Genomic DNA, 14363 nt, shown 5'->3' on the forward strand with positions numbered 1-14363 from the left:
CATGAAAAAAAATATTGCAACAACCGGACTGGGACTGATCGTTCCGATGAACATCGAAGCGCTTTGTGTACACACAGACGCCGGTGCCATTTTCAAGCCAACGCCCTATAATTTCAGCAGGCTGCCGAATGCTTCGAATAAAGACATCCCCAATCTCAGTGAGCGGGTGATGACCGGCGACGGCCGGGTGTCGTTACCCGTAGGCGTGCATCTCCACTGGGCATTACCCGACGGATTAACGAATGGCGCCACACCCCAGGCACCTGAGGCCAGTGTCGCTTTTCCCGATACACCCGACCGCTGGCTGATCACCCGTATTTACACGGACCTTACCGATCCTGCCAAACCGGTAAACCGGCTGAAGTCATGGGTAATTGAAAGTAACTATGTTTCCACTCAGCAACCCGATCCCAATCGTGAAAGCATTGCCGTGCCGTTCAGAACAGAAGATAATAAGGCAGAACAGTTCCGCTTCATGGGCCGTGTTGTCGAATACGAGAAATGGGCAGCTACACAATTATTGCGGCAGCAAAACCCTGATGCACCGGAACTTGAAGCCGCAGAGTTTGTTGAAGGATTGAGCGCCGTTGGCTACGGTTCACCCGATTTCTCCGCTTCTTATCAAAATTGCAAAAGCATTTTCGGTTTTCATGATACGGAAGCCGACCTGGATAAATTAGGACAGAACCTTCAGCTTTCTTACCAGATCACAGGCTGGTATCATGATCCTGTGAACGATCCTTTGTGGCAACTACCGTTGCAATTTGATCCTGCAGCTTTTGAAGCCCTGCTGAGTAAAGTAACCGATCCCGCCAGCAAAAAGTTATTGACGGAAACTTATACCGTCCGCCAGCCGGATGGTCCCTATGTAGTCGCGCCTGCTTTATCCCGCGAGAAGAAGGTAGCCCTCGGCGGTATTCTTACGGATGCTGGATTCAGTTTTCTTACCTATGTACTCGATCAATGCCGCTGGTCATTGCCTTCCGGCACAAGAGAAAAAGATACGGATGTCACGCACACGATTTTGTCCGGCCTGATCAACAATATCAGGTGGAATAAAAATGTGAGCAGCTTCCGCGAAATAAGTGATCAGATGAATATTGCCATCGGCAATACTTCTTCGCAGGCACTAGCCGCATTGATCGGGCAGGTGTCCGGCCTTCCCGATCCGCACAATATCGAAACGCTGCTCGACGCATTGCAACTGGGAAAACTCAAAGGTGTAGCCAACATAGCCGAACTCAACCGGCTTGAAGACCTCGCCATCGCATTGCACACCAGCAGTTACAACTCCGGTGAAGGAGGATATATATGGGAAGTAAGAAAAATCGACGATGAACCGGGAAAGACGAATAACCTGCATCTGCTTTCCGAAACAATGGGCGAAGACCTCAACAAACTTAATGACCTGCAATCGGCATACGACACGTCAGTTTCAGACATAGAAGCAATGCGTTCGCAGATATTCATGGATTGGTACCGGTTTATGCTGATTTTCCGCAGGGGAAACAAAGAACCCGATCATGGCATGGACGCCAGCGATATCGCCACCCTGATCATGGGTGAAATAGATACCCTCAATCAAAAAAAGAACAACACTTCCACCAAACCGATAGAAGAGCAGGCCAACAAAATCCGCCAGAAACTGCCTGACGGATATGAACTGACGACTGCCTCCGCACCTCGTTACTGGCAACCCGCCGAACCTGTTATCTTATTCCAGGGAAAAGACATCAAACCGCCCGAACGTTATGGTGGAGACGGACGTTTCATGGCCGACAAAACAATGGTATGCCGTCTGTCGCCCCAGCTCATTACTGCGGTAAGCATCCCCGCCAATCTCGTTGGCAATGCAGCGGAACTAACGTTCAATAAAAGTAACACACCAGGCCTCTCCCAAACCATTCCGCTCGATTACAGCGAACAGATACAGGCACTGTTCACCGAAAGTTTATTATTGAATCAACTGACCCTGGCCGCGCTGGCAATAGCCAATGGTGCCACTACTAATTTTACGACGGCTTCCCAACTCATCAAATCCAACCGGCTGGGTTTTGTTACACCAACTATTATTGGAAAATTAACCGGAGCGCAGGCAGAACAAATCCGTTCGGTAATCAGCGAGGGAGATGCGGATTTTCTTTTTTCCCTTTATATTCTCCAAAACGATGAGTATGTGCTGACACCGCCTGAAAAAGACCTGAGCGAAGATCAGCGCAAACGGCTTGTTTATATTTTTATCTCCGTATCTGCCTCATGGGCAACACAGCTTGCCTACAGCGGCATCGCGCCTTCAGCCGTCTATTTTGTAGAATGGGATGGTAATCCGTGGCTGCCTTACTCCTTCTCCTGGAATATCACCTATTATCCTTTTGCCGATATCCAGCCAGATGGAAAATCGCCGGGCAAGAATTATTCGCCTGATTTCATCCTGGATAATTTCAAACTGGGCGATGTCAGTTATGCATTCAAAGGTGAAATGAAAATTCCGGCACAGTATCAATCTTATAAAAATGAGATTTTCATGTCGCCGCATGCCGAGGAAAATTTCCAGGTGCAGATCCGTAAATTTCTCGATGCGCAGGAAAGTCCGCTGGATGATGACCTGAGAAAAATCCTGGCCGCACTCACCAATTTCCCTCCTGTTCTCTCACAGTCACTGAACGGACTCAACAGCGCCATGATCATGCGCAGGGAAGTTATGCAATTGGAGATAAGAGATCCGGCTGCGGTAGCTCCTTATGCAAAGTTCACCAATGTTGATGTTAAAGAAGCAGTGGGCCCCATGACGCAGACAGCACCAAGTCCCGGCAATTTTTACAACCCTGTAAGAGCCGGACTGATGTCGATTTCTTCCCTCACAATCGTAGATGTATTCGGGCGCAATATCGAGATCAATACACCGGAGAAACTGATCGTCGCCAATAATCTTGCCCACAAAGATCTTCCTGTCAATTTCGTTTACCTCGAACCGCGGTTGGTACAGCCTGCGCGATTATCGTTCAGATGGCTGGCTGCGGCTAACAATGAAAGAGAAGCTAATTCGCATCCGGCTACTTCGCCCATCTGCGGCTGGATACTTGCCAATCATCTCGATTCCAGTTTATGGATTTATGATCACGAAGGAGAGGCAATGGGTTCGCTGATACTGAGTGAGGATGCAACACACGTGATATGGCAGGGAGTTCCCGGCAGTGATACGTTTGGTCTGAATATCCGTGAATTCTTTGCTTCTGAAAGAGGGAGAAATGCCAATCCGGAATTGAAAAAACTGGCCATCGCACTTTTCAATAATGGCAACGGTGATTACCTGAATGCATTCATGCGTGCCAACGACATCACCTTCAATACCATTCAACCGGCGAGTTACCGGCAAACCGGCAGCAAGGCCGTCCTGCTCGGCACCCCGATCGCCGTTACGCAGGCCAGGCTCAGCCTTGATGTGAGAGGCGGTCCCGCTTACAGCACCGGCTGGACCGATCTGCGCAACGAAGTAAACAATGGCGCACCTAAGAACGACAATGGATTTACGAAAATTAAATTTCCCGTACGGCTCGGCAACATGGAGCAAACAGAAGATGGATTGCTGGGTTATTTTAAAGACGGCAACTACGATCAGTATTATGTCATGAAAACCAACCATCCGACCGATAAAGTAAGACAGCCGGATGAGGCAACCATTGCACTCACGCTCGACAAAGCCGCCAGCGAAACCACCATTACCATGCTCATGGATCCGCGCGGAGCGATCCATGCCACATCGGGTCTGCTGCCGGTGAAAAAGATCGATATTCCCCCGGCGCAATTTGCCGATGCATTGGAAAATCTTCTCGTTGCCTTTCTTACCACACCTGTGTTATACAACAACAATATGCCAGCTTTCCCTGTACCGCCTGTCGGCGAAAGCGAATGGACCTGGCTGCAGAACGAATTAACCAAATGGTCGGCATCACAAACGATCAATCCGGTAGATGATCGCGCCAACATGACTGATCCGCCACAAGAAATCCGTGAGGGATGGCTTCTCCTGAGTAATATCAACAACCAACAATCTTAACCGAGCACTCTTTATGAATAAAACAATAAGCGGCCAATCATTTGTTATTGTCAATAAGAATGGAGAGGCCATTCTTTACAAAACAGACAAGCCCGACTACAATGTGCTGACGCTTACGTTCACCAATCTTACCGGCGCTCCGCTCACGCTTACCGGAGGATCGCCTGTAAGAATCAGGAAAGGCGTGAGCGAAAATGCAACAGGGTCGGTCTTCAATTTCAATTTTGAAGAACTGCTGTTGCCGGAAGTGGTTGAGCATTTGCAATTGACATTGCCGCCATCCTGGAAAGCCGCCTTCCTGCCTCAACCTGATGCCCAAACACCCGCTTCCTGGTCGATAGCTCCTGAACAGGATGTAGTGCTTGCCCCGAATGAATTCATCAAAATTGAAATACGAAATCTTGTTGTCCGTACCGTAACGCCGGGCAACTTCATGATCGCGTATGCTAACATCCCGGGATTTGTTCCGCCGCTGTTGCCGGCCACTAAGCACATGGGTATATTAACCGTTCCCGACGACAAGTTGAAAACGCTCCCACTGGCAACGTCTTATATTAACCCGGTGCATTTCATAACGGGACAGAACCCGCCACAGCTTGCCTACGATATCTCCAACGCCGAAACAGCCGAAGCCGTGCCTGTTTACATTACGTATGACCAGAGCGCGCCCATACAAAACGGATTTACGCTCCTGTTGAGCAATACCTCCAAAGATCCGCTGGTGCCCAACGCTTCTTCCACCGATTTTTTTACGCAGGAAGAAACCAATCCACCGGTCGTTTTTATTTCCTTTTTGTTTGGCGATGAAGACTACGCGATTACCTCGCAGCTATTAGCCGATAACAATATCAGGATTGATGTAAAGGCTACCCTGCCATGGGATCCTGTTGCACATATTGGCGGCAATAATTTCTGGGAGTTCAATCCAAAGAATAAACAGGTAATGGAGGGATATCAAACGGTGCAATTTCCCATCAGCAAGATCATCACGCAACTGAACGTTAATCCCGACACGATCAGCCTCATGTATGTGCAAGTCAATAATATTCCCGGCTACAACGATGCGGAATTTGTAGTGCATTTGCAGAAAAAGAAAGCCGTGGCAAAAATGCTGACACTGGAAGCCACAAAACGGGATATCAATCTCGGTGAAAATACCGCTATCAGTTGGACATCCTTTCTTGCCAAAAGGGTCACGATCGATTACAAACTCAGAGGAGGAGAAACGGTTTTGTTAGACAGCGCGAAAGGCGAAATTAAACTGGACGGGAATAACCTGACACTTCCGAAAGCACCGAACCTGGAGCAGACAGCCATCACCGCTTCCGCTTATGGTAATAGTGACACACCTTCCACAATGGAGAAAACGATCCACGTAAATTACATACCGGCACGAATAATAAGTTTTACGGTAGGTGAATTTTTGGCGCGGGATGGCGAAGCATCCGCAGCACCAGAAAACGGGCTTCCTTTTCTGGCCAACTGGACAGTAGTTGCCGCTCAGAAACTCATCCTCACTACTTTTCACGGCGACGTGGATGTAACGGGCCGGACCTCCTACGATCTCGGCACTACAATCGGCTATCATGTAGTGGTATTGAAGGCTTATTCCTACTATGATATCCAGCCCACTTATGTAGAAGCCAAGCAGTCGATCTGGTCTCCATACGTACCACCTCCCCATAACAATATCCCGATGCCACTGTCCGGTAATAAGCTGCAATCCTATCCGGCGATTCTTCTCAATAAACAAAAAGGCCGGGTATATGTGGCCAACTCCGGGGAGAACTTGATCTATGATATTAACGTAAAGACGCTGGCCGTTGACAAAAAATATTCCGGCAACGTAATGCACCAGAGTAAACAGGGAGAGAAACTTTTTGTTTTTAACCCCGTTGCCGGCAGGGCGACTTTTGGCGTTACGATGTACGATACGAGCTCCGGCGCCAAATCTTCGAATACCAGTTTCTTTACACAAATAGCCGGACCTTACCCCGGGATATCGTTACGACTGACCAATGATCTTCAGCGACTGTATTACTCCTGCGAGTTTGTATACGGGCCACATTTTCTGAATGCGCAATATTTCGAGATTGATACAGGAAGAAATATCATCAACCAGGGACACGGTGTAACAGCCGCCGGCTCGCGGATATTTGCCCTGGCAATGAACAGGGCCTCAGATAAAGTATATGTGCTGCACAATACATCGGTTGAAATCACCAAACGTCCCGATCACCCCATCTACAAAGAAATTCCACTATACGGCGCAGAGCCGGGAATGGTAATCGAAGGCAAGCTGTCGGATACGCTTTATGTGAATTGTCTCGGTGACAACAGGATCGTATTCATCGATACGCAACAGGACAAGGTAGTTGGCTACACCGAACTTCCGGGAAAGCCGGTCAATATGGTACTGACGCCTGATGAAAAACTGCTGATCGTGGCCTTAGGCGAAGCAAACAAAGTAGCGTTTATCGATACACAGAATCACACGATAACCTGGACGATCGATGTGCCGGGCGCGCCCTATGGTCTTCGCACCAACGATACTGCCGACCTGCTTTTTATTGCCAGCTATTGTTCAAAAACACTTTCCATTTACGGCTTACCGACCAGGAGAATGTTAGCGGACAATATCAGTACCGGCGCTACCAAAGGAAATCCATTTGATGTAGAGGTGTACGAAGACAGTGAGATGATACGTGTGTTTGTGGCAAAAGAAGGCTGTAACACCCGGATGACCTGCAAGGATGCAACCGCCAACACTTCACTCGATGTGTCGGTATTCACTTTTAACAAGCCGGCAAAAAAGTAAACACTGATCCAACATTTTACGCTATGAATATTTATACATCATTCGGCAAGGAAAGTCAATTGACGGCTACGGTATCCCAGCGTGCCATTATCGGCGAAATGAATCTTGCCTTCATAGATATGGGACAAGGCGACTGCACCATTATCAGCTGCCCAGACAACTCTGTTTATATTATCGATTGCGGCACCACAGCCGAGTTGTCCGACGAATCGTTCGAAGAAGCAAAAAAGCTGGTACGCAGCTGGTCGAGAGGGAAAGCCGTGAATGTTATCATGACGCATCCGGATAAAGATCATTACAATAAATTAATTGACCTGCTTTGCAGCAAACCAAAAGTCGAGGTCAATATTTTCTATTTCAGTCGTGCCCTGAGCGACAAATCACCACTTGGCTATTATAAGGAAACAGCCATGATGCGCAATATCTTTTTGTTTGGCCGCCCACTGCTGAAAGAAATAACGCTCAACGGTAAAAAGCATATATCCAAAACATGGGCGCCTGTTTTCGACTACCAGGATCCAATCGAAAAAGATATTCCGGAAGACGGCTATGTGATCAAAAGTGGAAAAACACGCAAAGGCATCAATTGGAGTCTGACCATTATTGCCGGAAACGTGCCCACCGTGTCCCGTTCGCCCTCCACCAAAAGCAATGTGGTCAGTTTGTGTACCCTTGTCAAATTTGACAAGGATAAGTTACTGCTTACCGGTGACTCTACAGATGAAACGCTGACATACCTGTACGACAAACAAAAACCCCGCATCAAAGAAGTATCCATCTTCCAGGTTCCCCATCATGGAAGCGAAAGCAGTTTGCCAACCGAAAATTTCAAGAATTGGGTAAACCCCGAAAGCCTGCTGGTGAGCGTTGGTCTGCTGGTAACCTCCTTTAATCTTCCGCGATATGACGTGATGAGCCGGTGGCTCACCTCCTCACGCCTGCGCAATCAGCCCAGAACCTACCAATATTGGCAATATGGTATGGAAGGGTACGACAGCTTCAAAGATCTTCAACGCATCCTCGATGTAGAATGGAAAGACTACGACTGGGATCAGAACGACAGCCGCACCTTCTTCTGGCTGAAAGACCCGAAGGATGCAGGCCCTAAAAAAAGCGGCACAGGCTTTTTCGGTTTCAGCTACAAGAACTGGTTCCTGTTCCGCGCCGAATCAAAAAAAGACCTCTACCAAACCGGCGTCATAGGTAGCTGGTTCGATGAAGATTTCGTTCCGCCGACTCTCTGATACGCAAAACTTAAATCACTCTACCCATGTCGATCGATATTGCAAAGCTCAAAAAACTGGTTGAAGAAAGTCTGAAAGATGGCCAGTTCAGCCTCGACACAGCCAAACTGGATTCACCCGGCATTACGGTGATTGCCACAAAATCTTTTCCCAAGGCCACACTGACCTTGTCCGGCGCCAGCATTGCGTCCGGCGACGAACAGAGCATCACTGTTAAAGGAAAAGGTTCGGATCTTCCTTTTAAAGAGATGGATGTTACGGCAAAGTTTTATATCCTGGAAGAAAATGCGGCATTGACTCTGCAGGCCTCCGGCAACGAACTGTGGACATTGAGTAAATCATTTCCGGTCCTGGAAGACACACTCGGCTCACAGGTACGATTCAGCAAAAATATTTTTTGGCTGCTCTCCGATCCTGACGATAACAAACCAGCCGGGCTCAGTTTCGATGGCCTGATCGACTTCGCCGCCAGCAGCGCGGGCATCAGCACAATCCTTGGTATCAACCAGGAAGCCTTAAACGGATCTATTACATTGAAAGATGGCGGCACGAACCTGGAGCTGATCGATCTCCGCGGCCCGGTGATTAAAAACGTAAACCTCTGGGTAAGTAAAAATACCGACATCAGTTTTGGCTTAAAAAGCGAGCTCGCCGGAGATTCTGCCACAGGAAGCACACTGCTGCCGATGTTATTTCTCACGGCTTCCGTCCCTTTTTCCGAAGGAAAATATCATCTTCCCTTGTCTGTAAGAATAACCGACCTCGAATCGTTCGTCCGCTTTGGTGCAGACATGACCGAAGTTATTAATGCATCGCTCGATGCATTAAGTGATTTCGTCGGCGGGGCAGACCTGGCTAAAACCATCCCGGCAGATTTTCATATCGAAGAATATGTACGTTTTACCGAACTGTTTATCGACTTCGATGTGCAGGGCACAAAAGTGGATATGATCGGTTTGCAGGTAGACAGCACCTCTCCCTGGAAAATTTTTACGGTAAGTTCAACCGGCAAAACTTTTACTGCAAGCGATGTATCCCTTCGCTTTAATGTATTCACTCCCTTCTCCGGTCCGAAGCCATCTTTATTCATGGGAGGAAAGATTAACCTGACAGAACGGGCTTCTATCTACGTATCTGCGGGTTATCCGAATTTTGAAGTACAAGGTTACCTCACGGAAAAATCAGAACTGAATATCCGCGAGTTCGTGGAAAACTTCGTAGGCAAAGCCAGCGGTATCCCTGAAAATTTATACGTAGATGAATTGGGTTTCGACCTGCAGTCCGGCAATTATTCATTCGAAGTAAACATCGATGGCTACTGGCCGATCAACCTTGGACAAAGCCTCGCCCTGAGCATCGATGAATTAGGATTTTCGGTTGAGCACAATGAAGCAGAAACCAACGCCGCTTTCAACGGCACCTTCCGCATTGGCTCGGTTGATTTGTACGTTACCGCTAGTTACAATGCAACCGGTGAAACCAGCGGATGGCTGTTTACCGGTGAAACGGGTAAAGGCCAACGCATTCCTTTGGGCGAGTTTACTTCCTACCTCTCCAAAACCTTCAACGCACCACCTCCGCCGACCTGGCTGGCCGACTTTACCTTGCAAGACCTGGCTACCAGCTTCAATACACAAAACAAAGACTTCTCTTTTTTCATTACAGGTAATATTCCTGTTGCTGCGAAAAAAGAATTTCAGCTGACCGTAGGTTTTGAAATGAAATCATTGGAAGCGGGCGGCTATCAGCGGAAACTTTCCGGTTCATTGAATGTCGGCAAATCCGTATTTGAAATAATCGGCACTACTACGCCATCCGACAGCAGCATTCTCGCGCAATGGAAAGCAAAAGATGCTACGGGCTACCTGCAATTCGAAGACATTGCGCATGCATTTGGTATGGACAATGTACCTGCCATACCTGAAAACCTCAACCTGGCACTGAAAGAAGCAAAACTCTTTTATAATTTCACCGAAGGAAGACAGGCATTACTGGTCGCAGCCGAATCAGCCAACTTCGGCACGGCTATATTTGTCGCCAAAAAAATAAACGACGCCTGGACCTATGTGATCGGTGTGGATATCAAGATCAATATCACGCTTGCGCAACTGCCGCTGGTAGGTGATGACCTCGAAAAAATAGCCGGCCCCTCCGGACTGAATGGCTTCAAACTTATTGTTGCCACTAAAAAAATAGAAGCGTCGATTGTAAAAGAATTCAATTTACTTATTAAAGAACAGGGTGGCGAAGCTTATCCGCAACTGCCCGACATGCCCGAAGGCATAGAAGCAGGTGCATATTGCGCGTTGGAATTGCAGCTTGGCAGCGACAACAAATTCGACGTACAACTCAATACCGCTGATAAGAAAAAACTGTTGCTGATGGCCGCGGCGGAAACAGCGGACAATTCGGCCAATGCGTATTGGGTCGATCTGCAGCGAACGATCGGTCCTCTCTATTTCGATCGTGCCGGCATATCGTACCGCAATGGCCGCGTAGCATTGCTACTGGATGCCTCACTGGTATTTACTGCATTAAAAATCGACCTCATTCAACTGGGAGTCAGCAACCCGCTCAACAAATTTGACCCGGACTTTGAATTGGCGGGATTGAATATCGCCTTCAGCAGCGGACCGGTACAAATATCCGGCGGCTTCCTCAAACAGGTAGTGGATGGTGTTACGGAATATAACGGCTCTGCCCTTATAGGTGTGAAAGCATTTTCGCTTTCTGCATTGGGTTCTTATGCGTCGAAGGACGGGCATCCTTCGTTGTTTATTTTTGCGCTGATGACTGCACCGCCACTCGGCGGCGATCCGGCTTTTTTCATTACCGGGCTTGCCGGCGGATTTGGCTACAACCGTGGTCTGAAACTTCCGACCATCGATACGGTCACAAAATTCCCACTCACTTCAGGATTTGTACCCGGCCAGTCCGGTCCCTTCTCCGGGCCCGATCCCGGGAAGGCATTGAAAGTTTTGGTAGAAGAAAGAGTAGTGCCTGTGCAGATCGGGCAGAACTGGCTCGCAGCCGGTATACGTTTCACTACCTATGAACTGCTGGAATCATTTGCCTTGCTTTCCGTGGCCTTTGGTACGGATCTCGAAATCGGATTGATCGGTTTATCAACCTTATCCGTTCCTTCCAGGTCACCCAAAGTAGTCGCGTCGGCGCAGCTGGCACTCAATGTGCAGATACTGCCCAACAGAGGCATCGTATCGGTAGAAGCAAAACTTACCCCGGCATCGTACATCTTATCCAAATCATGCCTGCTGACAGGCGGCTTTGCCTTTTATGTATGGACATCACTCAATGAACACGAAGGAGATTTTGTGGTTACCCTGGGCGGATACCACCCTAACTTCACGCCGCCTGCACACTATCCCAAAGTGCCCAGGCTCGGTTTCAACTGGACTGTAACCTCGGAAGTCAGTTTGAAAGGCGGATTATACTTTGCACTCACACCAACCTGCGTCATGGCAGGAGGTTCGCTGGAAGCTACTTTCCAAAGCGGTTCATTAAAAGCATGGTTCATCATCGGTGCCGACTTTCTCATTGCCTGGAAACCTTATTATTACGAAGCACATCTTTATGCAAGCTTCGGCGTATCGTATACGTTCCGCTTAAACCTGCTATTCACCACCATTACCAAAACCATATCAGTAAGCCTGGGTGCAGATCTCAAGATATGGGGGCCGGACTTTTCCGGCATCGCCAGGATCCATTTGTGGATCATATCTTTCGACATATCATTTGGCGCCAATACCGCCAAACCGGCTATGAATATCAGTTGGCAGGATTTCAAAGATTCCTTCCTGCCACCGTCTCAAAAAACATTGGAACACGAAAGGTTGTATGGAAATGTAGCAGGTGTGCCTGTACCGACAGACACCTATTGCATCGGGCGTGTGACAACAGGGCTGGCCGAAGACCTTACCGTCAAAGAAACAGCAGAACCCATTAGCTGGATCGTTAACCGCAACGACGTAACGCTGGAGACCACTGCAGTGATGCCGGCAAAAGAATACGAACTGATCATCCGCGATAAAAACGGTGCAGTGCCGAAAGAAAACATCGTGATCACGAATGCGGGCGCATTGGCTGCTATTAACAAAGACTTTGGTGTGGGGATGGTGGAAGTAGCTAATAAAGACTTCAATTCCAAACAAGTGGTAACACTGGAATTTGAAGGGATACTCCATCCGAAAGTCCGCTACGAGATTACGGCTATCATCCGCAACGTGCCGAAATCACTCTGGGACAAACGGCAGACGGGTTTAGTGAAGGATGCTACCGTTAAAGATGTACTGATGGGATTCCGCATCGTACCGGTATCGCCGGTGCCTGAACAATCGTTGCCAATCGGATTGGAAAACTTCCAATATGATTACGATGACTACCCGCATATTATCAAACCGGCCAGGCCCGTATTCATCGATGGTCCGGAGAATAAGGATGGCATGAGGGTAATGATGGAAACGATCAACAGTGAAAAAGTAAAAGCCACGCGTCTCCGCCTGGTAGACCGTTTGGCTGCCCGCGGAGTTGCGGTGAACAAAAATATAAATGTCGAACAGATTGCAAAAGCTGGCGAAGATTTTATTATGGCACCGCCGGTGTTGAAGTATGCTTATTGGAAAGGTTGAGTTGTCAATCGTCAATGGTGAATGGTGAATCGTCAATGGTGAATCGTGAATCGTCAATCGTCAATCGTGAATAAACAGCCGTTGTTTGCTCGCTGAGGCCCTCGAAGGGTGGTCCCTGAGGCCGATGCTTCGGCGCTCGAAGGTGGGGATCAAACAACGGCTTTTTACTCATAACTCCACCACCGCATTCCCTCTCTTCCTTCCCGACTGCGCCAGCCGGTGCGCATCCACAATTCTATTCAGCGGGAAAACGGTATCGATCACCGGACGGATTGCACCGGCTTGCAGCAAAGTGCTCAGTAAAATCATTTCTTCCTTTTTTTCCAACGCAAGTCCCGTGATCAGTTTCCTGTTTTTTCTTTTCGCTTTGCCCCTGGCAAATAATATATCAGAGAAGCCGCCAGATCCGAGAATAACCGCGCCGTTTTCCCTGGTCAACGTAATAGCTTTTTTTAATGGCAGCCTGCCTACCGTTTCAAAAACCACGTCGTACTGATGTGTGTGGTTTTCAAAATCCGGATGGTTGTAATCGATATGATAATCGGCGCCGCTGTCGGTAACCAGCGCTTTATTGGCCGCACTGCAGACCGCGGTTACAATGGCACCAAAATATTTTGCCAGTTGAATAGCGGCGATGCCAACCGCACCCGATGCACCATATACCATGATTTCCTGTCCTGCTTTCAGATTCGCTTTTTTAAGAAAATGCAAAGCCGTTGTAGCACCGAAAGGAATAGCCGCTGCATCGGTAAAAGAAATATCGCTTCCCAGTGCTGCTATAGGTGAATCCTGATGCACGCATACATAAGTTGCATGCGTACCCAATGCAAAACCTGTGGCGCCAAAGACATGATCGCCGGGTTTGAATTCCGTAACACGACGCCCAACGCTTTCAACCACACCGGCAAATATGGCTCCGAGTATTTGTTTGCTTTTCCTCGGGCGAAACAATCCTATAAATAACCGGGCCGCAGCCGGATCGGCCTGGCGAAGTTTCCAATCACCCGAGTTTACCGCAGTGGCATAATTCCTGATCAATACCTGATAATCACCGGGGACGGGTTTGGGCCGCATTTCAATTTTCACCACTTCGGGTGCCCCGTATTTCCTGAATACGGCAGCCTGCATGAAAGAAGTATCCATGCCGCAAAAATGAATCGACAGCACGAAAACCTGCTTAACCTTGGTTAAGTTTTAGGTTATAGGTAATAAGTTTTAAAGCCGCCCTTCGAGAGGCCGAAGCATCGGCCTCAGGGACCACCCTTCGAGGGGCCGAAGCATCGGCCTCAGGGCCCAAACAACGGCTTTTATTGACGATTGACGATTCACCATTGACGATTCAATGTCGTTTCCTTAAGGCTTTAGAGGTGTTTATAGTTTGAGTTTGGCGGTTTTTTTTTGAGGTGTTTCCGGGGGAAGCGTCTTGCTGGCCGGATAATTTCCTTTGTTTTCAGCAGTATACTGTCGATCGCTTTCAGACATGGAACAACCATTCCTTTGACCACCATTACATGCAAGTGATATTTGACGATGGCTAATGTATTAGTACGATTGACCTTGTATTTGTGCTTATTGCTGGTTTGGGCCTGTTCTTTTTT

Annotated in this window: 6 protein-coding genes; 4 read left to right on the forward strand and 2 right to left on the reverse strand. The window is 48.3% G+C overall.

What is annotated here, in order from left to right:
• The first annotated feature begins 1 nt into the window (after position 1).
• The 4 genes from H608_RS0117835 to H608_RS23835 are packed head-to-tail and all read left to right on the forward strand — an operon-like array spanning position 2 to position 12765.
• Positions 2 to 4057, forward strand: a complete 4056-nt coding sequence (locus H608_RS0117835; protein WP_028788878.1) for a hypothetical protein — start codon at positions 2 to 4, stop codon at positions 4055 to 4057.
• 13 nt (positions 4058 to 4070) lie between these two features.
• Positions 4071 to 6875 (forward strand): YncE family protein, encoded by a 2805-nt coding sequence (locus tag H608_RS0117840; protein WP_028788879.1) that lies wholly within the window; start codon positions 4071 to 4073, stop codon positions 6873 to 6875.
• Between the two features lie 23 nt (positions 6876 to 6898).
• Positions 6899 to 8119, forward strand: coding sequence for a ComEC/Rec2 family competence protein (locus tag H608_RS0117845; RefSeq protein WP_028788880.1), 1221 nt, complete (start codon positions 6899 to 6901; stop codon positions 8117 to 8119).
• Positions 8120 to 8145: 26 nt separating this feature from the next.
• Positions 8146 to 12765, forward strand: coding sequence for a DUF6603 domain-containing protein (locus H608_RS23835; RefSeq protein WP_028788881.1), 4620 nt, complete (start codon positions 8146 to 8148; stop codon positions 12763 to 12765).
• 168 nt (positions 12766 to 12933) lie between these two features.
• Here H608_RS23835 and H608_RS0117855 read toward each other — a convergent pair whose 3' ends face one another.
• Together H608_RS0117855 and H608_RS24685 are read right to left on the reverse strand one after the other, a co-directional pair.
• Positions 12934 to 13908: an NAD(P)-dependent alcohol dehydrogenase gene (locus H608_RS0117855; RefSeq protein ID WP_081658944.1), complete on the reverse strand. Its 975-nt coding sequence runs from the start codon at positions 13906 to 13908 to the stop codon at positions 12934 to 12936.
• Positions 13909 to 14126: 218 nt separating this feature from the next.
• A partial coding sequence (locus H608_RS24685; RefSeq protein WP_028788883.1) for a hypothetical protein occupies positions 14127 to 14363 on the reverse strand: 237 nt, incomplete at its 5' end.

Source organism: Terrimonas ferruginea DSM 30193, from assembly GCF_000425585.1.
Classification (GTDB): Bacteria; Bacteroidota; Bacteroidia; order Chitinophagales; family Chitinophagaceae; genus Terrimonas; species Terrimonas ferruginea.

Excerpts from the sequence above, each read along its gene's own strand:
- H608_RS0117835 (WP_028788878.1), top strand. The coding sequence starts at position 2 with ATGAAAAAAAATATTGCAACAACCGGACTGGGACTGATCGTTCCGATG.
- H608_RS0117840 (WP_028788879.1), top strand. The coding sequence starts at position 4,071 with ATGAATAAAACAATAAGCGGCCAATCATTTGTTATTGTCAATAAGAAT.
- H608_RS0117845 (WP_028788880.1), top strand. The coding sequence starts at position 6,899 with ATGAATATTTATACATCATTCGGCAAGGAAAGTCAATTGACGGCTACG.
- H608_RS23835 (WP_028788881.1), top strand. The coding sequence starts at position 8,146 with ATGTCGATCGATATTGCAAAGCTCAAAAAACTGGTTGAAGAAAGTCTG.
- H608_RS0117855 (WP_081658944.1), bottom strand. The coding sequence starts at position 13,908 with ATGGATACTTCTTTCATGCAGGCTGCCGTATTCAGGAAATACGGGGCA.